Source organism: Noviherbaspirillum sp. (assembly GCF_035627455.1).
In the GTDB taxonomy this organism is placed as follows: domain Bacteria; phylum Pseudomonadota; class Gammaproteobacteria; order Burkholderiales; family Burkholderiaceae_D; genus Noviherbaspirillum.
Genome location: NZ_DASPLS010000094.1, coordinates 76,163 through 99,756 on the forward strand (window position 1 = coordinate 76,163; position 23,594 = coordinate 99,756).

At 64.4% G+C, this 23,594-nt stretch carries 21 protein-coding genes; 5 read left to right on the plus strand and 16 right to left on the minus strand.

The genetic code is table 11. The features are described from left to right. The first annotated feature begins 8 nt into the window (after positions 1–8). Positions 9–566: a hypothetical protein gene (locus VEC01_RS18065; protein WP_324902301.1), complete on the plus strand. Its 558-nt coding sequence runs from the start codon at positions 9–11 to the stop codon at positions 564–566. An 83-nt stretch (positions 567–649) separates the two neighbouring features. Here the strand turns inward: VEC01_RS18065 and VEC01_RS18070 are convergent, their stop codons facing one another. From VEC01_RS18070 to VEC01_RS18130, 13 genes are all read right to left on the minus strand, one after another. Then, positions 650–1,168 (minus strand): class IV adenylate cyclase, encoded by a 519-nt coding sequence (locus tag VEC01_RS18070; RefSeq protein WP_324902330.1) that lies wholly within the window; start codon positions 1,166–1,168, stop codon positions 650–652. A gap of 23 nt (positions 1,169–1,191) precedes the next feature. Next, on the minus strand, positions 1,192–1,851 hold the full coding sequence (locus tag VEC01_RS18075; RefSeq protein ID WP_324902302.1) for an SdpI family protein: 660 nt from the start codon (positions 1,849–1,851) through the stop codon (positions 1,192–1,194). Then, positions 1,848–2,207 carry an autorepressor SdpR family transcription factor gene (locus VEC01_RS18080; protein WP_324902303.1) on the minus strand — a complete coding sequence of 120 codons (360 nt, stop codon included), beginning with the start codon at positions 2,205–2,207 and terminating at the stop codon, positions 1,848–1,850. The genes VEC01_RS18075 and VEC01_RS18080 overlap by 4 nt, the downstream gene beginning before the upstream one ends. A 49-nt stretch (positions 2,208–2,256) precedes the next feature. Continuing rightward, a complete protein-coding gene (locus tag VEC01_RS18085; protein ID WP_324902304.1) occupies positions 2,257–2,856 on the minus strand; it encodes an NUDIX domain-containing protein in 600 nt (199 codons plus the stop codon). Between the two features lie 118 nt (positions 2,857–2,974). Then, positions 2,975–3,937 carry a CvpA family protein gene (locus VEC01_RS18090; RefSeq protein ID WP_324902305.1) on the minus strand — a complete coding sequence of 321 codons (963 nt, stop codon included), beginning with the start codon at positions 3,935–3,937 and terminating at the stop codon, positions 2,975–2,977. A gap of 223 nt (positions 3,938–4,160) precedes the next feature. Further along, positions 4,161–6,410 (minus strand): arginine/lysine/ornithine decarboxylase, encoded by a 2,250-nt coding sequence (locus tag VEC01_RS18095; protein ID WP_324902306.1) that lies wholly within the window; start codon positions 6,408–6,410, stop codon positions 4,161–4,163. A 169-nt stretch (positions 6,411–6,579) separates the two neighbouring features. Then, positions 6,580–7,149, minus strand: coding sequence for a DUF4337 domain-containing protein (locus tag VEC01_RS18100; RefSeq protein WP_324902307.1), 570 nt, complete (start codon positions 7,147–7,149; stop codon positions 6,580–6,582). A 15-nt stretch (positions 7,150–7,164) separates the two neighbouring features. Further along, a complete protein-coding gene (locus VEC01_RS18105) occupies positions 7,165–7,647 on the minus strand; it encodes a dihydrofolate reductase (protein WP_324902308.1) in 483 nt (160 codons plus the stop codon). Next, the gene (locus VEC01_RS18110) at positions 7,647–8,441 is read right to left on the minus strand and encodes a thymidylate synthase (protein WP_324902309.1); all 795 of its coding nucleotides are present in this window, start codon (positions 8,439–8,441) and stop codon (positions 7,647–7,649) included. The genes VEC01_RS18105 and VEC01_RS18110 overlap by 1 nt, the downstream gene beginning before the upstream one ends. Before the next feature lie 123 nt (positions 8,442–8,564). Continuing rightward, positions 8,565–10,352 (minus strand): ABC transporter transmembrane domain-containing protein, encoded by a 1,788-nt coding sequence (locus VEC01_RS18115; RefSeq protein WP_324902310.1) that lies wholly within the window; start codon positions 10,350–10,352, stop codon positions 8,565–8,567. Continuing rightward, positions 10,349–11,413, minus strand: coding sequence for a carotenoid 1,2-hydratase (locus tag VEC01_RS18120; protein ID WP_324902311.1), 1,065 nt, complete (start codon positions 11,411–11,413; stop codon positions 10,349–10,351). The genes VEC01_RS18115 and VEC01_RS18120 overlap by 4 nt, the downstream gene beginning before the upstream one ends. Then, complete coding sequence (locus VEC01_RS18125) at positions 11,413–13,950, minus strand: ABC transporter permease (protein ID WP_324902312.1); 2,538 nt, start codon at positions 13,948–13,950, stop codon at positions 11,413–11,415. The genes VEC01_RS18120 and VEC01_RS18125 overlap by 1 nt, the downstream gene beginning before the upstream one ends. Next, entirely contained in the window at positions 13,947–14,612 is a 666-nt protein-coding gene (locus VEC01_RS18130; RefSeq protein WP_324902331.1) for an ABC transporter ATP-binding protein, read from the minus strand. The genes VEC01_RS18125 and VEC01_RS18130 overlap by 4 nt, the downstream gene beginning before the upstream one ends. A 293-nt stretch (positions 14,613–14,905) precedes the next feature. Between VEC01_RS18130 and egtD the strand changes: the two genes are divergently transcribed. Continuing rightward, entirely contained in the window at positions 14,906–15,814 is a 909-nt protein-coding gene (egtD, locus tag VEC01_RS18135; RefSeq protein WP_324902332.1) for an L-histidine N(alpha)-methyltransferase, read from the plus strand. A 10-nt stretch (positions 15,815–15,824) separates the two neighbouring features. After that, positions 15,825–17,060, plus strand: coding sequence for an ergothioneine biosynthesis protein EgtB (gene egtB / locus VEC01_RS18140; RefSeq protein ID WP_324902313.1), 1,236 nt, complete (start codon positions 15,825–15,827; stop codon positions 17,058–17,060). A 6-nt stretch (positions 17,061–17,066) separates the two neighbouring features. Here the strand turns inward: egtB and VEC01_RS18145 are convergent, their stop codons facing one another. Next, complete coding sequence (locus VEC01_RS18145) at positions 17,067–17,513, minus strand: GNAT family N-acetyltransferase (RefSeq protein WP_324902314.1); 447 nt, start codon at positions 17,511–17,513, stop codon at positions 17,067–17,069. Positions 17,514–17,647: 134 nt separating this feature from the next. On the opposite strand from VEC01_RS18145, the gene senA reads away from it, so the two are divergent. Further along, a complete protein-coding gene (gene senA, locus VEC01_RS18150; RefSeq protein ID WP_324902315.1) occupies positions 17,648–18,832 on the plus strand; it encodes a selenoneine synthase SenA in 1,185 nt (394 codons plus the stop codon). Positions 18,833–18,924: 92 nt separating this feature from the next. On the opposite strand, the gene VEC01_RS18155 is transcribed toward senA, so the two are convergent. Together VEC01_RS18155 and fabI are read right to left on the minus strand one after the other, a co-directional pair. Continuing rightward, positions 18,925–20,319 carry a DEAD/DEAH box helicase gene (locus VEC01_RS18155; protein WP_324902316.1) on the minus strand — a complete coding sequence of 465 codons (1,395 nt, stop codon included), beginning with the start codon at positions 20,317–20,319 and terminating at the stop codon, positions 18,925–18,927. A gap of 357 nt (positions 20,320–20,676) precedes the next feature. Next, positions 20,677–21,462, minus strand: a complete 786-nt coding sequence (gene fabI, locus VEC01_RS18160; RefSeq protein ID WP_324902317.1) for an enoyl-ACP reductase FabI — start codon at positions 21,460–21,462, stop codon at positions 20,677–20,679. A gap of 330 nt (positions 21,463–21,792) precedes the next feature. Between fabI and VEC01_RS18165 the strand changes: the two genes are divergently transcribed. Next, complete coding sequence (locus tag VEC01_RS18165; RefSeq protein ID WP_324902318.1) at positions 21,793–23,592, plus strand: extracellular solute-binding protein; 1,800 nt, start codon at positions 21,793–21,795, stop codon at positions 23,590–23,592. The last annotated feature ends 2 nt before the right edge of the window (positions 23,593–23,594 follow it).

Sequence of the window (23,594 nt, forward strand, 5' to 3'; positions counted from 1 at the left end):
AGCACATCATGAATGATGATCAACATGCCGTAACCCGGCGGGACACCAGCGGACAGCACCCGATATCCGCAACCGCACCGCGCTCCGACTACGAGCACATACAGGGATGGGGCGCGGATCTCGATCACAAGAACAGGCCCGCCTATCCGATGGAGCGCACGCCTCCGCGCCTGGAAGGCCTTCACTGGGAGCGGCCCGAGGACCAGCCGCTCAATATGAAGATTTACTATTCGACCGAAAGGCCGGGCGTGACGCCGGTGTTCGGCACCAGCACGCCGCCTTCGGGGCTGAGCGGGAAAATACGCGATATCGCGTACAAACTCAGTGAAAACGATATCCGGCACTGGCTGCTGCTGCTGTTCGCCGACCGCGTCAACGTGGTGGAGGGCATCGCCGACGATCTGATGCGCGGCCACATCCCCAACGTGCTTGCGGAGATGGGCGCCGGCGCGGAGTTCAAGCATAACCGCGCCGGATTTGTCAGAAAGGCCGTGATTGCTTCTGCCATTGTCGGCGCCGGCTATTACCTCTACCGGCGCAAGGCGAGACGTTCAGCGAAATACTGAGCGGATGGGGCGATCGTCGCCCCTGCGCCAGCATTGCTGGCGCGAGGATCGTGCGGCAGAAAGGTCGAGGCGGATTGACTGGGTCAAGAGCGCCGCCCGTTCAGCAAATCGACATATGCGCCTTCGATCAGCTGCGAGGGATGGATGCCCAGGCGCTGCATCAGCAGCTCTGCTTCCTGAACGCCGGCTTCTGCCGTTTCATCGTCCTTCAGCACGACTTCAAGCTCCATGAACTGCCCGAGCCCTTCGACGGCGTCCAGATGGACGCGCGTCCTGCCGACCAGGTAGAGCAGCCGGTTTTTCCTTACCCGTCCGGCCACGCCATAGGCTAACGATAGCGCTTCCCGCAGCGAATCCGGTGAGCTTGTCTCGGACAGTACGTAGAACGATTCTTTCGGGCCTTGCGTGTCCTGACGCTGATAGAAGATCAGTTGTCCCGATCCTGGAGCGAATACCCGCAGCTTCAGCCGGCCGTTGTCGCATGTGAAGAACGTGTCGTCCTGAAAAATCGTGCATGGCGCTTCTGTAGCCATCGGATTCAATTTTTCTGCGAGCGCGCTCACGCTCCCGACACGGGCCTTGATTTCAATGTTTCTTGCCACGATTTCGTGTCCCTTGACTTGTTTCAATTCTTCGCCGCCGGGTGCAGCTTTCGCCATTCCCTGTAGGCATAAAACTGGATGATGACCAGCGTCCCGACCAAGACGGAAATGACGGCGAGCCCGCTTCGTGGTCCGCTTGATCCGGAAACCGCGATCAACATCGCCGCGAGGCCTTCGGCAACGAAGATCCGCCCGGCGACGCGGTGGGTGCGGTCCCAGACCCGCTCATCCGACAGGGTCCAGCGGTTCCGGATCCCGAATGCGAAATTGGAGCGCGTCTTTCCCATGTAATTGCCACTGATTGTCAGAAGCAGCCCGACGCAGCCGATTGCCAGCGCCGGGATGCTGACGCCGATGCCAAGCGCCACAGCAAGTATCGCAAGGTGAGCCGCCGTCACCACGATCGCCAGCGCAATGACCGAGACGGTGAGGGCGGTGGACGAGCGCTGCAGATTCACCTTGCGGGGATCGAACCGGTGGGCGAGTCCGTGCAACGCGGATGTCAGCAGGATCACGACGGGCAGGAAAAAGGCTGCGAACGGGCGCGGCGCGAAGCCGTCCGGTTCCCCATGAAGGTTCCAGTGGATCGCAACGGTGTGGGGAAGGCGGGTGTACAGAACCGCCGACACCGCAAACGCGAGAGCGGCGAGAATTGCTGGAACGATTACTGCCGGACGCTTCATTTCTTCCCTTTCTTTTTCAGCGGCGCGGCGCCGCGGTGAAAGAATTCCATGAATGGAATCATCGCTTCTTCGAGGACGCTGAGCTTCAGCCGGTACATCAATACATTGCCGTGCCGTTCCATATCGACGAGGCCTGCCTCCTTGAGCACCGAGAGATGCCCGGAGATCGTGGGCTTGGAAACGTCGAAATGCGCGGCGATGTCGCCAGCGCTCAGATCGCTCGCGCGCAGCAGCTTGAGTATTTGCCGACGGGTCGGATCGGACAAAGCCTTGAATACGGAATCCATTTCGGTATTTTGGCAATTACCTAAATACCGGTCAAGCGGAAGGACCGCCCTGGCATTGGCATGCGTCAAATATCCGGTCCTTCGCGCAATTTCGTTCGCGCGCGGCAGATCTGCGCGCCTAGGTCCCGGATTTGCCAAACAGATTCAGCGCGGCGTATTGCAGCAGCATGATGGTTTTGCAGTCGATGATCTCGCCTTTCTCCATCATCTCGCAGGCCTTGTCGAAGGGGAGTTCGAGCACCTCGATATCCTCCCCCTCGGCCGCGACGCCGCCCCCGGCATCCTTGCGTTTGTCGGGCTGGTATTCGGCGACGAAGAAAAACGCCCGTTCCGCGACGGCGCCGGGTGTCATGTACGCTTCGAACACCTTGGTCACCTGGTCGACCTCATAGCCGGTCTCTTCCTCGATTTCATGGCGGATGCGGTCCGCCGGCGCCTGGTCTTCCAGGAGCCCGGCCGGCGTCTCGATGAGCATGCCGTCGGCCACGCCGTTCAGGTAGGCCGGCAGGCGGAACTGGCGGGTCAGCACGACGGTACGCTGCAAGCGGTTATACAGGAGCACCGTTGCGCCGTTGCCGCTGTGGTACACCTCGCGCGTCTGCCGTTGCCATTCGCCATTCTTGCGCCGGAAATCGAAGCTGTATTTTTTCAGCGTGTACCAGTCATCGGACAGGGTCTCGACGTCAACTATCTTGATCTGGTGATCTTCGGTGGGCATGGGATTTCCTTTTGGAGCGGAGCAGTCGATACCAGAAGTCTTGCGCAAAACGGCGAGCGGCTCGCGCCGTCCTGTCAATGCAAGGGCGGGAACCATTTCCGGAATCCGGCGCACCCCCTCAATTGCTGAACTTTTGCGTCACCATGATGCCTCTTGCTCCTGCATCCATGATGCCGATGCCTACCTTCCTGAACTGGGACCTCAGGATGTTGGCGCGGTGCCCGGGAGAATTCATCAGGCCGGTATGCGCGATGTTCAGGTTCGGCGCGAAAGCGAGGTTCTCTCCCGCGAGCAGGAAAGGTATCTTTGCCGCGCGCAAACGGTCGGACGCATTTTTTCCTTCCGGCGAGTAATGCGAGAAATAAGCGCGGGCCAGCATGTCGGCGGAATGCTTTCTCGCGGCCTTTGTGAGCTCATCATCCATCGCCAGCGGCCGCAGTCCCTCCTTGGCCCTTTCCTGGTTCACAAGCGCCAGCATCTGGACTTCGAGCTTCGCCAGCGGCCTGGATTCCTTTACGGAAAACGGGAGCTTCATACTCTCCGTCGGCGGCCTCCTGACGGTACGCATGGTCAGGGTTTCGTTGATCGCATCGTCGAACACCGGACGCAGCCGGGACTCGACCGCGTCCGCATAGCTCGTCAAGCGTTCATTGAGCGCGCTGCCTCTCGCATCGGTCTGCAAGCGCTCCGGCAAGGGCAGGGCCATCAGCAGGATGGCGACGATCATGGCGTGGATCAGGCCGTTGGCGAGGCCGGGAAGGAAGCCCAGCACCTTGTTGACCGGGTGCATGTGGGCGTTCGCCGGCAGCGCGGCGATGGGTTTTACGAGCGCCAGCCGCAGCACGATCAGGCTCAGGAAGAAGATGGCCAGGAATCCGGCCGGCCGGCCCCAGATGTCGGGCCAATCCGTGACGCTGGAGAGCCACCGCGCGACAGGCGCGTAAAAACGCAGCCCCAGCCAGAGACTGGCCAGCCAGCTCGCAAGGTCAAGGAATTCCAGCAGGAAGCCCCGGCGCCATCCCGCAAACACGCTAAGCAGGATGAGTGTGCCGAGCAGCAGATCGATCCAGTTGAGGTTCATGGCGCCGTCACGGTTTTGCTCTTCCCCTTAAGACCGTCCAAAGGAGTGGCAGTTACGTCCGGCGTTCCGCAAATATGGGGGGTGTTTGCTTCCGGTCGATCGCGCCGGACTTCAGGTTCCGGGAAAACGCCTGCTTTGCATGTAGAACGGCGAACCGGCGCCAAAGCGCAACGCAAAAAAAAGGGCGCCGGTCGGCGCCCTGGTGCATCGCTTTATCAATGCATTACTTCACGCAGTCCACGAAATACCCGCGCCTGCCGCCCGCTTCCTGCGTCACCAGGCCGTGCACGTCGGTTTCGAAGCCCGGGAATTTCTCATTGAAATCCCGCGCAAACTTCAGGTAGTCGACGATGGTCTTGTTGAAGCGCTCGCCCGGGATCAGGAGCGGAATGCCCGGCGGGTAGGGCGTCAGCAGGATCGCGGTGACGCGGCCTTCCAGTTCCTCGATCGGCACGCGCTCGATGTCGCGGTGCGCCATCTTCGCGAACGCGTCGGAAGGCTTCATCGCCGGCTGCATGTCGGACAGGTACATTTCCATCGTCAGGCGCGCCACGTCGTAGGTCTTGTACATGTCGTGGATGGCCTGGCACAGGTCGCGCAGGCCGACACGCTCGTAGCGCGGGTTGGCCGCCGCGAATTCCGGCAGGATGCGCCAGATCGGCTGGTTCTTGTCGTAGTCGTCCTTGAACTGCTGCAGCGCGGTCAGGAGCGTGTTCCAGCGGCCCTTGGTGATGCCGATGGTGAACATGATGAAGAACGAATACAGGCCGCACTTCTCCACGATCACGCCATGCTCGGCCAGGTACTTGGTGACGATCGACGCCGGGATGCCGGACTCGCCGAACTTGCCGTCCAGCGCCAGGCCCGGGGTGACGATGGTCGCCTTGATCGGGTCGAGCATGTTGAAGCCGGGCGCCAGCTTGCCGAAGCCGTGCCAGTCGTCTTCCGCGCGGATCATCCAGTCCTCGCGCGAGCCGATGCCGTTGTCGCCGAAATTGTCCGGGCCCCAGACCTGGAACCACCAGTCCTGGCCCCATTCCTGGTCCACCTTCTTCATCGCGCGGCGGAAGTCGAGCGCCTCCAGGATGCTTTCCTCCACCAGCGCGGTGCCGCCCGGCGGCTCCATCATCGCGGCGGCGACGTCGCAGGACGCGATGATCGCGTACTGCGGCGAGGTCGAGGTGTGCATCAGGTAGGCTTCGTTGAACATGTCCTGGTCGAGCTTGACCGTCTGCGAGTCGCGCACCAGGATCTGCGATGCCTGCGACAGGCCGGCCAGCAGCTTGTGGGTGGACTGGGTCGAGAAGATCAGCGATTCCTTCGCGCGCGGCCGGTCCTTGCCGATCGCGTGCATGTTCTTGTAGAAGTCGTGGAAGGTCGCGTGCGGCAGCCAGGCTTCGTCGAAGTGCAGCGTGTCGATCTTCCCGTCGAGCATTTCCTTGATGGTCTCGACGTTGTACAGCACGCCATCGTAGGTCGACTGCGTGATGGTCAGGATGCGCGGCTTCTTGTTTACCGCTTCGCGCGCGAACGGATTGGCCTCGATCTTCTTCATGATGTTTTCCATCTTGAATTCTTCGAGCGGGATCGGGCCGATGATGCCGAGGTGGTTGCGCGTCGGCATCAGGAACACCGGGATCGCGCCGGTCATGATGATCGAGTGCAGGATGGACTTGTGGCAGTTGCGGTCCACCACGACGATGTCGCCGGGGCCGACGGTGGAGTGCCACACCATCTTGTTCGAAGTCGAGGTGCCGTTGGTGACGAAGTAGCAATGGTCGGCATTGAAGATGCGCGCCGCGTTGCGTTCCGAGGCCGCGACCGGGCCGGTATGGTCGAGCAGCTGGCCGAGTTCCTCGACCGCGTTGCAGACGTCGGCGCGCAGCATGTTCTCGCCGAAGAACTGGTGGAACATCTGGCCGATCGGCGACTTCAGGAAGGCCACGCCGCCCGAGTGGCCGGGGCAGTGCCAGGAATAGGAGCCGTCCTGCGCATAGTGCACCAGCGCGCGGAAGAAGGGCGGCGCCAGGCTGTCGAGGTAGGACTTGGCCTCGCGGATGATGTGGCGCGCGACGAACTCCGGCGTGTCCTCGAACATGTGGATGAAGCCGTGCAGCTCGCGCAGGATGTCGTTCGGGATGTGGCGCGAGGTGCGGGTTTCGCCGTACAGGTAGATCGGGATGTCGGCGTTCTTGTAGCGGATTTCCTCGACAAAGGCACGCAGCGACTTGAGCGCGACGTCGGTTTCCTCGTCGGTGCCGCCGCCGAATTCCTCGTCGTCGATCGACAGGATGAAGGCGGAGGCGCGCGACTGCTGCTGCGCGAACTGGGACAGGTCGCCATAGCTGGTCACGCCGAGCACTTCCATGCCTTCGGCTTCCATCGCTTGCGCCAGCGCCCGGATACCCAGGCCGGAAGTGTTTTCGGAGCGGAAGTCTTCGTCAATGATGACGATGGGGAAACGGAATTTCATTTGGTCTCCAGAACGGACGATTACTTGGGAGACGCCTGGGCGGGAAAGCTTGCGCGCCGAAAACTGCAAAAACCGAATTGTCGCAGATATGCAGAACTCGTGCGAGAAAACGATGGGTTTTGAAAGAAAAAGCCGGCCGAAGCCGGCTTTTCGCTGCTGATGGTTTGTGTCAGAAATGCAGCCAGGCGGCCACGCCGAGCGCAATGCCGACCCCGGCCACCCCATAGGAGGCGAACTCCAGCCATTTCTTGCGGGTGAGCAGGGTGATCGCCGCCAGCGAGATCGCGATCTGTTCGGCGGTCATCGCCTGCGCCCAGCGGTGATGCTGGTGCATCTGCTGGTCCGACTGCCTGTCCCAGTCGACCGACACCGCTTCCAGCCTCTCGGCGTCGGCCTTGATCTGCGCCTTTTCCGACTTGTAGCGCTCGACTTCCGACCTGTACTTGTCGGTGTCGGCGCCCGGCAGGCTCATCGCCAGTTCCGCCAGGTTCTGTTTGTTCGACTTGGCCTGGTAATAGTTCCACTGGTTGGAGGCTTCCGTCTTCTTGATCGCGGCATTGTTCTTGTACAGCGCCGCATTGTTCTGGGTGGCGCCGGCCTGGTAGCCGAAGACCGCGCCGATGGTCGCCAGGATCGCGGTGGTCACCGCGATCTTGCTGGAAAAACCGTCGCTGCCGTGGGCAGCGTGTTCCACCTCATGGTCGTGCGGACCATGCACGTGAAAACCGTGTGCTGACATTTTCTCTCCTGCTTCCTAGGCTTTTTCGTAAGTGACGAATGCGTAGTCGAAACCGTTCGACGCCGAATGATGCACTTCGCGCGCGATTTCCTTCCACTGCGCGCGGTCGATTGCGGGGAAGAAGGTGTCGCAGGCGAAGCCATGGGCGATTTCCGTGACGATGAGGCGGTCGGTGAGCGGCAGCGCCTCGGCGAAGATCTGGCTGCCGCCGATGATGCAGGCGGCGACATCGCCAACCATGCCGATCGCCGCCTGCAGCGAGGAAGCGGTTTCCACGCCTTCCTGCTTCCAGGCCGGGTTGCGGGTGATGACGATGTTGCGCCGGTTCGGCAGCGGCCGGCCGATGGAATCGTAGGTCTTGCGGCCCATGATCACCGGATGGCCCATCGTGATGCGCTTGAAATGCGCGAGGTCTTCCGGCAGCCGCCAGGGCAGCTTGTTGTCGATGCCGATGCCGTTTTTTTCGTCGACGGCGACGACGATGGTCAGGTGCGGCATCAGACGGCTACTGGTGCTTTGATGTGGGGGTGGGATGTGTAGCCGGCGATCTCGAAATCCTCGTACTTGTAGTCGAAGATCGAATCCGGGCGGCGCTTGATCACCAGTTTCGGCAGCGGATGGGGCGTGCGCGAGAGCTGTTCGCGCACCTGGTCCATATGGTTGGAATACAGGTGGCAGTCGCCGCCGGTCCAGATGAATTCCCCCGCGTCCAGTCCGGTCTGCTCGGCCATCATGTGGGTGAGCAGCGCGTAGGATGCGATGTTGAACGGCACGCCGAGGAAGATGTCGGCGCTGCGCTGGTACAGCTGGCAGGACAGCTTGCCGTCGGCGACGTAGAACTGGAAGAACGCGTGGCACGGCGGCAGCTTCATGCGCGGGATGTCGGCCACGTTCCAGGCCGACACGATCAGGCGGCGCGAATCCGGGTTGTTCCTGATCTGTTCCACCAGCTGCGCGATCTGGTCGATATGGCCGCCGTCCGGTGTCGGCCAGGAGCGCCACTGGTAGCCGTAGATCGGACCGAGGTTGCCGTCCTGGTCAGCCCATTCGTCCCAGATCGACACGCCGTTGTCCTTCAGGTACTGGATGTTGGTCGAGCCGGCGAGGAACCAGATCAGTTCGTGGATGATGGACTTCAGGTGCAGCTTCTTCGTGGTGACCAGCGGGAAGCCTTCCTGCAGGTCGAAGCGCATCTGGTAGCCGAACACGGAACGCGTGCCGGTGCCGGTGCGGTCGGTCTTTTCGGTGCCATGTTCATACACATGGCGCATGAAATCGAGGTATTGGCGCATGGTGACCCTGTTTTAAGATGCGATATTTTAACGGGTAAAGCGCGCCCGGATGTGTCATTGTCATGCAAGGAACCGCAAGCGCACCGGCGGCCTTGCCGTTGCAACAAAGGACGGCGACGATGCTCAGGATTGCGAAAATTGCAAGGCGGCGAGATTCGCATACAGCCCGCCCTGCGCCACCAGCGACGCATGCGTGCCGCTTTCCACGATGCGGCCGTGCTCCAGCACGACGATGCGGTCGGCGCGCTGCACGGTGGCCAGCCGGTGCGCGATCACCAGCGTGGTCCGACCCGCCATCGCCGCTTCCAGCGCGCCCTGCACCAGGCGCTCCGACTCGGCGTCCAGCGCGCTGGTCGCCTCGTCGAGCAGCAGCAGCGGCGGATTCTTGAGCAGCGCGCGCGCGATCGCGATGCGCTGGCGCTGGCCGCCGGACAGCCGTACGCCGCGCTCGCCGAGAAAGGAGCGATAGCCCTGCGGCAGGCGCTCGATGAATTCATGTGCCGCGGCGAGCTTCGCCGCGCGCACCACATCTTCGTCGCTGGCGTCGGCGCGGCCGTAGCGGATGTTTTCCATCGCGTCGGCGGAAAAGATCACCGTATCCTGCGGCACGATCCCGATCGCCGCGCGCAGGTCGTGCAGCGCCAGCTCGCGGATGTCGACGCCATCGAGCAGGATCGCGCCCTGTTGCGGATCGTAGAAGCGCAGCAGGAGCTGGAACAGCGTAGTCTTGCCGGCGCCCGAGGGACCGACGACGGCGACCGTCTCGCCCGGCCGGATCTCGAGCGTCAGGTCGCGCAGCGACGGGGACTGCGGCCGCGACGGGTAGTGAAACGTCACCTGCCGCAGCGCCAGCGCCGCGCCGTTCGCGGTCCGCGTGGCGAATTTGCGCGGCGCGGGCGGCGGCTGGATCGGCGAGCGCGCCGTCAGCAGCTCCAAGAGGCGCTCGGCCGCGCCGGCGGCGCGCTGGGCCTCGCCCATCACTTCCGACAGCGCGGCGGTGGCGCCGGCGACGATGGTCGCATACAGGATGAACTGGCCGAGTTCGCCGCTGGTCATCCGGCCCTGGATCACCGCGTGCGCGCCCAGCCACAGCACGAACACGATCGCGCCGAACACCAGCAGGATGGCCAGCACGGTCAGCAGCGAGCGCGCGCGGATGCGCTGCATCGCGGTGTGGAAGGCGCGCTCGACCGAGCCGCCGAAGCGGCGCGCTTCCTCGTGTTCCCGGGTGTAGGCCTGGACCGTCGGCATCGCATTGAGGATTTCGCCGGCCATTGCCGACGCGTCGGCGACCCGGTCCTGCGAGTCGCGCGACAGCTTGCGCACGCGCCGGCCGAAGATCACGATCGGCAGCACCACCGCGGCCAGCATCACGATGATGATCGATGACAGCCGCACGCTGGTGACAAACAGCATCACCAGCCCGCCTGCGAACAGCAAAGTGTTGCGCAGCGCCAGCGAGATGCTGGTGCCGACCAGCGTCTGGATCAGCGTGGTGTCGGTGGTCAGGCGCGACAGCACTTCGCCGGTCTGCGTGGTTTCGAAGAATTGCGGGCTCTGCTGCACCACATGCCGGTAGACCGCGGCGCGCAAGTCCGCGGTGACGCGTTCGCCCAGCCAGGACACCATGTAGAAGCGCGCCGCCGTCGCCACCGCGAGCACGCAGGCGACGCCGAACAGCGCGAGGAAATAGAGGTCGATCTGCGCGCTGTTTTCCGCGCCCATGCCGGTCGGCCCGAAGCCGGCGTCGATCATGCGCCGAAACGCATAAGGAATCGCCAGCGTGGCGCCGGCGGCGATCAGCAGCGCGATGCCGGCCAGCAGGAACTGTTTCCGGTACGGCGCGAGAAAGGGCAGCAGGTCCTTGATGGTGGCCAGGCTGCCTTTCGCGCGTTCTGTCGAATCCGTCATAGTTTCAGGGGTTTCACGTAACCGGTGAGTTCGAGATAGCCGCGCCCGACGGCCTGCCCGTCGCGCTGCAGCGTCACCGCGCCTTCCCAGTAGACCGCGCCGGTGGACTGGCGCGAATCCAGCTCCTGGTCGTCCTGCAGCGGCAGCAGTTCCCATGCGGTGGCGCCGGTCTCGACGCGCACTGCAACCGGATAGCTGGCGCCGGTGCGCGGCGAACGCCATTGCCGTTGCGGCACGAATCTTACCTGACCCGGCGCATAGACCGTGATCCGGCCGCTGCGGTCGCGCAGCGCCGCATATGCCCAGAGCGTCGTGCCGTTCCTGCCGCGGATGCGGAACGCCGTCAGCGCGCCGCCGTCGTCGAGATTGGCGCCGACCCAGTCCCAGCCCGCCGCTTCGGTGTCCAGCACGCTGGTGGACCACTCATGGTCCAGCCATGCGCTGCCGCGCACCGGCAGGCTTTTGCCTTCCCGCGTGACCGTTCCTTCGACCTGCAGCTGCGGCTCGCTGTAGTAATAGCTTGCCTGCTCCGGTCTCGGTCCTTTGCGGGAAAAGCCGCGGTCGCCCTGCAGCAGCGGCGGCTGCGTGGGCGTCAGCGTGAGCGCCAGCGTGAAGTCGCGGGCGGGAAGGCTTGCTTCATAACGCCCGTCCGGCTTGCGCACAAAGCGCCAGTCGCCCAGCCGCACATCGGTATCGCCCTCTTTCGCATGGGCATGGCCGAAGCCTTCGCGCGCGCTTCTCTGGTCGTGCAGCAGCCTGCCGACGGCCGGGTCCGACAGCGCGGCGTGCGCGACGATCAGTTGCCTGGGGGCGAAGCGGCTCGGATTGCCGGCGTCGTGTTCGGTCGCCGAACGGAAGAAGGTGACCTGGAAGCCGACTGGTTTGCCATCGGGAATTTCCAGCCAGCCGGTGGCATACCACCACTCGGTGCGGAAGGCCGGATGCGCGCCGAAGTCGGCCGGGAAGGACAGCGCTTTTCCCGGCAGCACCGGGGCAAACTGCGGCGGAGCGGCGACGGCGGACAGCGCAACCGACAGCAGCATGATCGCAAGACGGCGCATCACCAATCCTCCCTCACGGCCCGCACCGCGTTGCCCGACACCGCATACCGCCCGGAAGCCAGCGCGGTCAGCGCCGACGATACCAGCAGCACGGCGGCGACCGCGAACAGCATGGCCCAGGGCAGGTGCAGGCGCATCGTCCAGTGGAAGGATTGCGGATTGACCACGAACACCAGGATCAGGCTGATCGTGCCGCCGAGCAAAAAGCCGGCAACGATGCCGAGCACCGTCAGCAGCGCGCCTTCCGCCGCGAGCATCGCGAGGATCTGGCGCCGCAGCAGGCCGAGGTGGCGCAGCATGCCGAATTCCTTTGCGCGTGCCAGCGTCTGCGCGGAAAAGGTCGCCGCGACGCCGAACAGGCCGATCACGATCGCCACCGCTTCCAGCAGGTAGGTGACGGCGAAGCTGCGGTCAAAGATGCGCAGGCTGATCGCCCTGATCTCCGCCGGAACGGAAAATTCGAGCATGCTGCCGAACGGCAGCCGCCGCAGCGCGGCCGACACCTGCTCCACCGTCGTGCCGGGCTGCAGCCACAGCGCGCCGTCGTTCACCTCCCGGTCGCCGGTGGCCGCACGGTAATCCTCCAATCGCATCTGGATCGCGCCGGATTGCCGCGCGTAGTCGCGCCAGACGCCGGCGACCACGAATTCCGGCTGCTGTGCGCCGAGCGGCAGCCGTACCCGCGCGCCCACCCGGTAGCCATACAGGTCGGTCATAGCTTCCGATACCCATACCGGCGCGACGCCGGCGGGCAGCTGGCCGGCGGGCAGGGCGGTGTCGACCAGGGGCAGCGCCTTGCCCGGATCGGCGATGTCGATCGGGCGCGCGATCAGCGCTACCGGCGGGCGCGCCGGATCGAGCACCAGCTGCGACGAGCGCAGGAAGTCGGCGCGCGCCACGCCGGGCGCCGCCGCGATCGCCCGTTGCTCGTCTTCGGAAAACGCGCCGGTATTGCCGCCCCCCGCCGAACGCACATACATGTCCGCCGACAATACCTGCCCGAGCCAGTCATCGACCGATACCCGGAAGCTGGAAACCATGATCGCCATCGCCACCATCAGGCTGAAGCTCGACAACACCCCGCCAAGCGCAATCGCCGCCTGGTTCGGCGCGTTCGCCAGCCGCGCGAACACGAGTCCCGTAACCGGACCGGACAGCGCCGGCGTGCGCGCCAGCGGCGCGAACAGCAGCGCGGCCATGCGCGGCATGAGGCCGATGCCGCCCACCAGCAGGAGGGCGATCGCGAGATAGCCGAATACCGGCAGCTCGAACACCGGGGGCAATTGCGTCAGTACCGCGCCGGCCGCGAGGCAGGCGAGGGCGGGCCAGGGCGAGGCCAGGCGCGCCAGCGCGACATCCTCCCCGCCCGATTTCAGTGCCTGTGCCGGGCGTGCCTTCGCCGCTTCCCATGCCGGGCCGGCGCAACCGAGCAATGCGGCGGCCGTGCCGAGCAGGAAGAAACTCAATGCCGCCGGCAGCGAGAACTGCACCGTCGGCTGCACCCCGGGGAAGTAGCCGCCGCCCAGGTCGCCGCCGAAGAAGCGCAATACGGCGGCGGCGATCCCGTAGCCGGCGCCCAGCCCGGCGAGCGAGCCGGCGACGCCGAGCAGCGCGCCCTCGCCCAGGATCTGCGCAAGCAGCTGGCGCCGCGTCATGCCGGCCACGCGCAGCAGCGCCAGCTGGCTGCGCCGCCGCAGCACCGACAGCGCCTGCGTGGAAAACACGAGGAAGGCGCCGGTAAACAGCGCCACCAGCGCCAGCATGTTGAGATTGACGCGGTAGGCGCGCGACATGTTGGCCGTGCGCGTTTCCTGGTCTTCGGTTTCGGTCACGAGCAAGCCGGGCGGCAATTGCGACGCCAGCGCGGTCCTGAACGCCGCGCGCGAAACGCCGCTCGCCAGCCGCAGGTCGATATGCGACAGCAGGCCGAGGCGCTGGAAACGCCATTGCGCGGCGCCGATATCCATCACCCCGATACGCTGCCCCGGCCGGGCACGCACCAGCCCGCCCGCCACCCGCAGCGTCACCGTCTGCGTGCCGGATTGCAGCTGCAATGCATCGCCCTGCCGGACCTGGAGCCACTCCATCGCGGCCGGGGAAAGGAAAACCGTGTCGTCGGCCAGGAGGTCGAAAGGCCGGTCCTCGGCCGGCATGCCGATCAGGTCGGGTGCGATGGCGCCGGCCTGCAGCACATCGATGCCGAGGATCTTCAGCGCGCCCGCGCGGTCCGGCACCGCGGCATCGATTTCCAGCACCGGATTGGCGACGGCGATCTCCTTTTGCTGCAGCAGCTCCGCATAGATAGCCTCGTCGAAGGTGGGCTGGCTGCCGCGCAGCTGCAGGTCGGCCTGTCCGGACAGGCTCTTGATCGCGGCGGAGAATTCATTGTATGCGGCCGCATTGATCAGGTGGATCGCAAAACCGAGCGCCACGCCGAGCGCGATCGCCGCCACCGCGACCAGCGCGCGCAGCGGATGCGCGCGCCACTCGCCAAACGTCAGCCAGCGGTGCAGCAGGGAAAGGGATGCCTGCCTCATGCCTGCTGCCGCAAGTCCATCGGGCGCAGGCCGTCCCTGGTCAGCAGCAGCACCCGGTCCGCGGTTGCCGCCGCCGCCGGCGAGTGCGTGACGATGATGCCCGATGCGCCGTTCTGCTTGATCTCGTCGCGCAGCAGCAGCAGCACTTCATGCGCGGTGTCCGGATCGAGGTTGCCGGTCGGCTCGTCCGCGAGCAAGAGCTTCGGCCTGTGCACCAGCGCGCGCGCAATCGCCACGCGCTGCAGTTCTCCGCCGGATAGCTGGCGCGGATAATCCTGCGCCCGGTCGCCGAGACCGACCGCGTCGAGCATCTGCAGCGCGCGCTGCGGCGCCTGGCGGTTGAGCAGCAGCGGCAGCGCGACGTTCTGCATCACGGTCAGGTGCGGAAGAACATGGAAGGCCTGGAAGACGAAACCGAATTTCTCGCGGCGCAGGCGCGTGGCCGCATCGTCATCGAGCGCCGACATCGCGGCGCCGTCGACCAGTATCTCGCCGGCGTCGGGCACGTCGAGCCCGGCGATCAGGTTCAGCAGCGTCGATTTTCCGACACCGGACTCGCCCATGATCGCGACGTATTCCCCCGCGCCCAAGGTGTAGTTCAGCCCGGCAAGCACCCGCCTGCCGGCGCCATAGGATTTGGTTACGCCGCGCAGGTTCAGCATGCGCGGCAGGCAGGGAGGCAGGTCAGGGAAAAGCGTCGCATTTTGTTTCGGAAAGACATATGCGCGGTTGATGTCCTCAAAGGGATGAAAGCCGGAAACGACGGCAGCAATTGCGCCAAGCATGCTTGTGTCGCCTCAAGAAGCGGAACGCAGCCGACAACTATGATAGCGAAAAACCTTGCGACAGCGCGCCCGGCAACGGACGAGCATGCCTGAAAGCAGACACCGTGTCCTTTCCCACCAGCGACTTGCCAAACGGCTTCATCCAGCTCTACCGATACGACACGGACGCAATCCGCACGGAGCTCGGCGCCGGTTTGCTGGCGCAGCAGGCGTCGGCGTCGCCGAAGTACCTGTACGACGCGCTCGGCTCTAAATTGTTCGAAGCGATCTGCGAACTGCCGGAGTACTATCCGACCCGCACCGAAGCGGCCATATTCGAGCGATACCTGCGTGACATCGGGCAGTCGGTCGGAAAGGGCGTGACGCTGATTGACCTCGGCGCCGGCAACTGCGCAAAGGCGGCGCGCCTGTTTCCGGTGCTGCAGCCGGTGCAATATGTGCCGGTCGACATTTCCGTCGACTTCCTGCGCGACGCGATCGAACGGCTGCGCCTGCGCTACCCGGTGGTCCGGATGACCGGCGTGGGCATGGACTTTTCGTGTTCGCTGGAACTGCCGGCGGAAGTGCGGCGCGACAAGCGCCTGTTTTTTTATCCGGGCTCGTCGATCGGCAACTTCACACCGGAAGAAGCGGCTTGCATGCTGGGCCGCATCCGTGCCGCCTGCGAGGCCGGCGGCGGATTGCTGATCGGCGTCGACCTGGTCAAGGAAAGACGGGTGCTGGATCGGGCGTACGACGACGCGCTCGGCGTGACCGCCGCGTTCAACCTGAACCTGCTGCGCCACCTGAATCTCCTGCTCGATGCGGACTTCGACGTGAGCGACTGGCGGCACCTGGCATTCTTCAACGACGCGCAGGGCCGTATCGAAATGCATCTGGAAGCGCGGCGGTCGGTCGCGGTGCGCTGGAGCGGCGGGCAGCGCGTGTTTCGCGAGGGCGAACGCATCCATACCGAAAACAGCTACAAGTACACGCGCCAGGATTTCCTGCAACTGCTTGAACGCGCCGGTTTCGGCAGGGTCAAGACCTGGACCGACGAGCGCGGCTGGTTCATGGTATGCCATGCGCACGCCGTCTGAAGGAGCGTGGATGAACGACGATACGCTTGCCGCGCGCTACCGCGCCGTGCGCGGGCACACGCAGGCGCTGGCCGGGCCGTTGTCGGAAGAAGACTGCTGCGTGCAGTCGATGCCGGATGCGAGCCCGGTGAAATGGCACCTGGCGCACACCACCTGGTTCTTCGAAACCTTTCTGCTGGAACGGCATGAGCCGGGATTCCGGCCTTTTCATCCGGCGTTCCGGGTGCTGTTCAATTCGTATTACAACGGCGTCGGCGACAAGCATCCGCGTCCGCAGCGCGGCATGCTGACCCGGCCAGGCCTGCACGAGGTGCTGGCATACCGGCGCGACGTCGATGAGCGCATGGGCTGGCTGCTGGCGAACGGAAATCTTACCGCGGAACGCCTCGCGCTGGTCGAAACCGGCCTGCAGCATGAACAGCAGCACCAGGAGCTGCTGCTGACCGACGTCAAGCACATGCTGTCGATGAGTCCGCTGTATCCGGCCTACAGCGAGGCGCCGCTCGCGCCCGCGGCAAGGGGGGCAGAGCCGGCATGGCGCGGATTCGATGCGGCACTGGCGGAAATCGGCTTCGGCGGCCCCGGATTCTGCTTCGACAATGAGATGCCGCGCCACCGGCAATTCCTCGAGCCGTTCGCGCTGGCGTCGCGCCTGGTGACGAACGGCGAGTACCGCGCCTTCGTGGAGGACGGCGGCTATGCCAGTCCCGCACTCTGGCTGTCGGAAGGCTGGGACTGGGTGCAGGCGAACCGGCTGTCGATGCCGCTGTACTGGCGGCGCGACGGCAGCACGTGGCAGGAATTCACGCTGCACGGGCTGCAGCCGCTCGATGCGCAGCGCCCGGCCACCCATCTCTCCTTCTTCGAGGCGGATGCCTATGCGCGCTGGCGCGGGGCGCGCCTGCCGACGGAGGCGGAGTGGGAATATGCGGCGCACGGCGCCGGCGATTTCGGACTGCAGGGACTGCATCCGCAGGCGCAGCAGCGCGAGCAGGCTGCCGGCCTGGCGGAGTTGTTCGGTGCCAGCTGGCAGTGGACGCTGAGCAGCTACTCGCCCTATCCGGGCTACCGCATCGCGGAAGGCGCGCTCGGGGAGTACAACGGCAAGTTCATGGCGAACCAGTATGTGCTGCGTGGCTCATCCTGCGCCACGCCGGCAGGACATGCGCGCATCAGCTACCGCAATTTCTTTCCGGCCAGCGCGCGCTGGCAGTTCACCGGGATCCGGCTGGCGAAGTCGCTGTAGCCGGTGTCAGTCGAGCGGCAGGCTGTAGTGACAGAACCCGCTCTCGCGCGTATAGCCATGCGCCTCGTACAGTTTCCGGGCCGGGTTGTCCTGCGCGGTCGACAGGTCGATCCGTTTCGCGCCGGTTGCGCGCGCATGCGCCTTCGCCGCATCCAGCAAAGCGCTCCCCACGCCCTGGCCGCGCGCCAACGGCGCGACGTACAAGTCGTTGAGTACCCAGATGCGGCGCGCGCCGACCGAGGTGAAGGACGGATACAGCTGCGTGAAGCCCACCGGCTCGTCGCCGTTCAAGGCAAGAAAGATTGCCGACTCCAACAGTGCAAGCCGCTCCTGGATAAAGGCGCGGGCGAGCGCGGCGTCAGGCGCCTGCCGGTAGAACTGGCGGTAGGCATCGAACAGCGGTGCGACAAGGTCGATATCGGCCAGCCCGGCCTGCCGGGTAATGACGGGCATGCAATTCCCCTGGAAAAAGGTTGAAGGCGGCGTAAAGGTAGCACAAAGCGGGAAAGAATCGTTCCCGCCGTCATTGGCTTTTGGGGACCGCAGGCCGATAATGAACCGGGGCACAACCGACTTGGCCAAACACGATGAATTTTTCCTTCCGTACTGCGACATCGAACGAACTGGCAATCGGGTTGCGGGATGCGCGCGAGTACACGCTCGAACTGTTCGAATGCCATGCGGCGGAAGGATTGGATAGCGCGGCCCGGGTCCCCGTGCTGCCGCATATCAATCCGCCGCTATGGGAACTGGGCCGCATTGCCTGGTTTGCCGAGTGGTACATCCTGCGCGACGCGCAATCGAGCGACCCGGTCGCAGCCCAGCGCAATTCACTGCTGACCAAGGGCGACGACTGGTTCGACGCGAACACGGTGCCGCACGCGGCGCGCTGGAAGCTGGAACTGCCGAGCAGGGGCGCGCTGAAGACGTATTGCCATGAAGTGCTCGACCGCGTGCTCGACAAGCTCGGGCGCGCGAAGAGCGATGCCGCGCTCTATCCGTACCGGCTGGCGCTCGCCCATGAAGACATGCGCGGTGAAGCGCTCGCACAGAGCCTGCAGACGCTCGGCGTCGGTGCGCCGCTGCAACTTTCCCGGAATACCATGCCTTCCTGGGCACAGGGAGAGATCCGTTTCCCCGGCGGGACGATACAGATGGGCAGCCGGCGCGATGCCGGCTTCGTGTTCGACAACGAAAAATGGGAACATGCGTGTTACGTGCCTGCGTTCACGATGGATTCCACGCTGGTGTCGAACGCGCAGTTCGGCGATTTCGTCGAGGATGGCGGCTACCAGAAGCCGCAGTACTGGACAAGCGCCGGGCGCGCCTGGCTGATGGCGCGCGAGCGCTCCGCGCCGCGTGACTGGATGCGCGACGGCAGGCGCTGGCGCATCGAGCGTTTCGGCACCCAGGTGGCGCTGGCGCCGAACGAGCCGGTGCGCCACATCAGCCTGTACGAGGCGCAGGCGTATTGCGCCTGGGCCGGGCGCAGGCTGCCGACCGAAGCCGAATGGGAATATGCGGCGCAATCGGGCCATGCGGCGTTGCGCTGGGGCGACCTGTGGGAATGGACGTGCACGCCGTTCGAGCCTTATCCGGGGTTCAGCGCGGGCGCGTGGCGGGAATACTCCGAGCCGGCGTTCGTCAGCCACCAGGCGGTGCGCGGCGCATCGTTTGCGACCAGGCTGCGATTGCGCTCGCCGAAGTTCCGCAATTTCTGCCTGCCCGGGCGGGATGACCTGTTCATCGGCTTCAGGACATGCGCGCTATAGCGCGCCGTGATGTTTCTCCTGCCTGCCGGACGGCGCAAAAAAAACGGCCGCCCCGTTATCCGGAAGCGGCCGTTCGATGACAGCAGCGTCGATCAGCGATCGCCGTACGAGCGGCGCCCGCCGCCGTTGTCGCCGAAGTGCGAGCCCTTGTTGTAGCCGCCGCCGTCCTTGCGCGGCGCGCCCGGCTTGCTGAAGCTGCGCTGGCCCGGCTTGCCGCCGCGGCCTTCGCCCGGCTTCCAGCCCTGCGGCTTGCGGTTGCTGCGCGGGGCGGAAGCCGATTTCTTCGGCTCGTAGCCTGCGATCACATCCACCGGGATCATCTGCTTGGTGAAGCGTTCGATGCGCTTGATGTTGATGTTTTCCGAGTGGTTCACCAGCGAGATCGCCAGGCCGTTGCGTCCGGCGCGGCCGGTGCGGCCGATGCGGTGCACATAGTCTTCCGGGAACTTCGGCAGGTCGTAGTTCACCACGTGGGTAATGCCCGGCACGTCGATGCCGCGGGCGGCGACGTCGGTTGCCACCAGCACCCGCACCTGGCCGCGGCGCAGCGCGTCCAGCGTGCGGTTGCGCGCGCCCTGGTGCATGTCGCCGTGCAGCGCGGCGGCGGTGAAGCCGGCGATATTCAGCCGGTCGGCGATGTTGTCGGCGTCGCGCTTGGTGGCGGTAAACACCACAGCCTGGTCGATCGACGCGTCGCGCAGCAGATGGTCGAGCAGGCGGTTCTTGTGCGACAGGTCGTCGACGAAGTGCACGCGCTGCTGGATGTTTTCATGCTTGGTGGCGGCGCTGGCGATCTGGATCACCAGCGGGTCGCGCGTGATGCGCTTGGCCATGCTGCCGACCACGCCGTCGAGCGTGGCGGAGAACAGCATGGTCTGGCGCGATTCCGGCGTGGCGTCGACGATCTTTTCGATGTCGTCGATGAAGCCCATGTCGAGCATGCGGTCGGCTTCATCCAGCACCAGCATCTGCAGCTGCGAGAAATCGATCTTGCCCGATTCCATGTGGTCGATCAGGCGGCCGGGCGTGGCCACCAGGATTTCCGGATTCTTGGCCAGCAGTTGCATCTGCTTCGGATACGGCATGCCGCCCAGGATGGACACGGTGCGCACGCGGCGCAGGTAGGTGCCGTACTTGGCGGCGGCATTGGTGACCTGCAGCGCGAGTTCGCGTGTCGGGGTCAGCACCAGCATCTTCGGCTGGGCCGGCTGGAAGCGCGGGCGGTCGCCGCGGGCGCGCGCGGCCTGGCGCTCCTGGTTCGGGGTGCGCTGGGCGGCTTGCGGCTGCTCCATCAGCGCGAACTTGTGCAGCGCCGGCAGCATGAATGCGGCGGTCTTGCCGGAGCCGGTCTGCGAGGACACCATCAGGTCGCGGCCTTGCAGCGCCGCGGGAACTGCCTGCTCCTGCACCGGAGTAGGTTTGGTGTAGCCGGCTTCCGTCAGGGCTTTTTGAACGGACGAATGCAGGCCGAGTGTTTCAAATGTCATTGTGCTTCTTTCTTAAAATGCAACGCCGCGACCGCGTTCATCACGCATGCGCGAACGTATTGAAAAGGCAACGCCAACCGACGAAACAACTGAGAATTCTTTTGAGAAATTTCGGCACAAAGCTTTGCGCCGGGACGGTGTCTGAAAAAAGGCGACACCAAGAGGCGGGAGGGCTTTATCGTTTCTTGCTACAGGGTTTGCGATGCTGCTTGGTGCATGCTTGTTGCGATGCACAGCGGCGCATTATACAGACTTCCCGATGCCGCTGCGGGTTTATTTTCCCCGGTACGTGTTAATGCGGACCGGAAAGAAAAACGGGCGGGGAAAACCCGCCCGCTTGCCTGTTCCGCAGAGCGCTTACTCTTCGGTCGGTGCGTACATCACATGCGAGAAGCCGCCGTCGACATACATGATCTCGCTGGTGATGCCGGCCGCGAGGTCGGACAGCAGGAAGGCGGCGGTATTGCCGACGTCCTCGATCGTGATGTTGCGGCGCAGCGGCGCATGCGCGGCGACGATGCCGAGCAGCTTGCCGAAGTCCTTGATGCCGGAGGCTGCCAGCGTCTTGATCGGGCCGGCGGACACGCCGTTGACGCGGATGCCTTTCGGGCCGAGCGATTCGGCGAGGTAGCGCACGCTCGCTTCCAGCGATGCCTTGGCCAGGCCCATGGTGTTGTAGTTCGGTGTGGCGCGGGTCGAGCCCATGTAGGTAAGCGTGAGCAGCGAGGAGTTCGGGCGCAGCATCGGCAGCGCCGCCTTGGCCATCGCCGGGAAGCTGTACGAGGAAATATCATGTGCGATACGGAACGATTCCCGAGACAAACCATCTAGGAAGTCACCGGTGATCGCTTCGCGCGGCGCAAAGCCGATCGAGTGCACCAGGCCGTCCAGGTGGTCCCAGGACTTCGCGAGGTCGGTGAAGACGTTGTTGATCTGTTCGTCGCTGCTCACATCGCAGTCGAAGACCAGCTCGCTGCCGAATTCCTTCGCGAATTCCGTGATGCGGTCCTTGAAGCGTTCGCCGACATACGTGAACGCCAGTTCCGCGCCTTCACGATGGCAGGCCTGGGCGATGCCATAGGCGATGGAACGGTTGGACAGGAGTCCGGTGATCAGAATTTTTTTGCCTTGCAGGAATGCCATGAACGACTCCAGATAATTGGTCTGTATTTTATCGCGATACGGGTTTCATCCCCCTTGCCGCGGTTAAGGATTCCGGGAAAAGCGCGTGATTACGGGGTTTTCCGGGCTCCTTTTTTCAAACTGGGCAAGATTGTAGGGTGGGTTGACGCGGACGGCAACTTTTTGCGTTCTTGGGTGAAATCAAGCCAAGGGCCCCGGTCGCGTGATAAAACCGCAAAACCGCTTACCGCCGGGCAAGCAAAAAACTTAATCGAATATAAATTGCTGCCTTCCCTTTGGGTAAAATACCTATCCCGAAGCGGCGGACTGCATCACTTTATATACAGGCGAATGCGACAACTCCTTCTTTCCTTCCTGCTCGTCGGATTCATGCAGTACAGCGGCGGCGCGCTGGCGGCGCATGCCTATTCCTTGTACGGCAAGCCGAAATATGCGGCCGGCTTCCGGCATTTCGACTACGTCAATCCGGACGCGCCGCGCGGCGGCGAGCTTTACCTCGCCAACCCGGACCGCCGCACCAGCTTCGACAAGTTCAATCCGTTCTCGCTCAGGGGCGTGGCCGCGGCGGGCGTGTCGAACCTGATGTTCGAAACCCTCGCCACCGCTTCGTCCGATGAAATCGCGACCATGTACGGCTTGCTGGCCGAGGACATGGAACTGGCGCCGGACCGGATGTCGATGACTTTCCGCCTGCATCCCAAGGCCCGCTTCAACAATGGCGACCCGGTCACGGCCGCCGACGTCAAGCATTCCTTCGACAGCCTGGTCGCCAAGGGCGCGCCATCGTTCAAGATCACGTTTGCCGAGGTCAAGCAGTGCGTCGTGGTCGACGAGCGCACCGTCCGCTTCGATTTCAAGTCGCTCAACCATGAACTGCCGCTGATCGTCGGCGGGGTGCCGGTGTTTTCGCGCAAATGGGGCGCCGGTACGAGCTTCGACCGGATCCAGCTGGATCCGCCGATTTCGACCGGCCCCTACCTGATCGACCGTTACGACGTCGGCCGCTCGATCAGCTACAAGCGCAATCCGGACTACTGGGGCAATGAGATTCCGACGCGCCGCGGCATGTTCAATTTCAACCGGATCAACTACCAGTTCTACAAGGACGACGTCGCGCGCCTGGAAGCGTTCAAGGCGGGCGAGTTCGACGTGGTGGTCGAGAACACCGCGAAGAACTGGGCGCGCGCCTACATCGGCCCGAAGTTCGAGAACGGCGAGATCATCAAGCGGGAAATGCGGCATTCCAACGGCGCCGGCATGCAGGGCTTCGTGATGAACCTGCGGCGGCCGCAGTTCCAGGACGTGCGCGTGCGCCGCGCGCTCGGGCTGGCGCTGGATTTCGAGTGGATGAACCGCCAGCTGTTCTATAACCAGTACAAGCGCATCTATTCCTACTTCAACAACAGCGAGCTGGCGGCGACCGGCCTGCCGTCCGCCGACGAACTGAAGCTGCTGGAGCCGCTGCGCGCGCAGCTCGACCCGGCGGTATTCGGCCCGGCGCCGGTGCAGCCGGTAACGACGCCGCCTTCGTCCCTGCGCGCCAACCTGGTGCAGGCCAAGGCGCTGTTCAAGGAAGCCGGCTGGGAGTACCGCGACGGCGCGCTGCGCAATGCGAAGGGCGAGCCTTTCACGCTGGAAGTCATCGACGACCAGGGCGCGATGTCGCGCATCATCAGCGTCTATGTGCGCAACCTGCAGAAGCTGGGCGTCCAGGTGAACCAGCGCACCTCGGATTACGCGCTGATCCAGCGGCGCATGCAGGAATTCGACTTCGAGATGACCAGCGTCAACTTCGGCGCGTTCACCAGCCCCGGCAACGAGCTGTTCGACATGTACAGCTCGGCGGCGGCCGACGAGAAAGGTTCCAGCAATATCTGGGGCCTGAAGGACCCGGCGGTCGACAAGCTGGTCGCGGCGGTGGTCGGCGCGACCAGCTGGACGGATCTGGTCGCCGCCTCGCGCGCGCTGGACCGCGTGCTGCTGCACAAGCACATCGTCGTGCCGCACTGGTTCTCGGCGACCCACCGCGTCGCCTACCGCAACCGTTTCGGCTTTCCGCAGGTCGTGCCGCTGTACTACCAGGCCGACGGCTACGTGCTCTCCACCTGGTGGGAAACCAGGCCGCGCTAGGA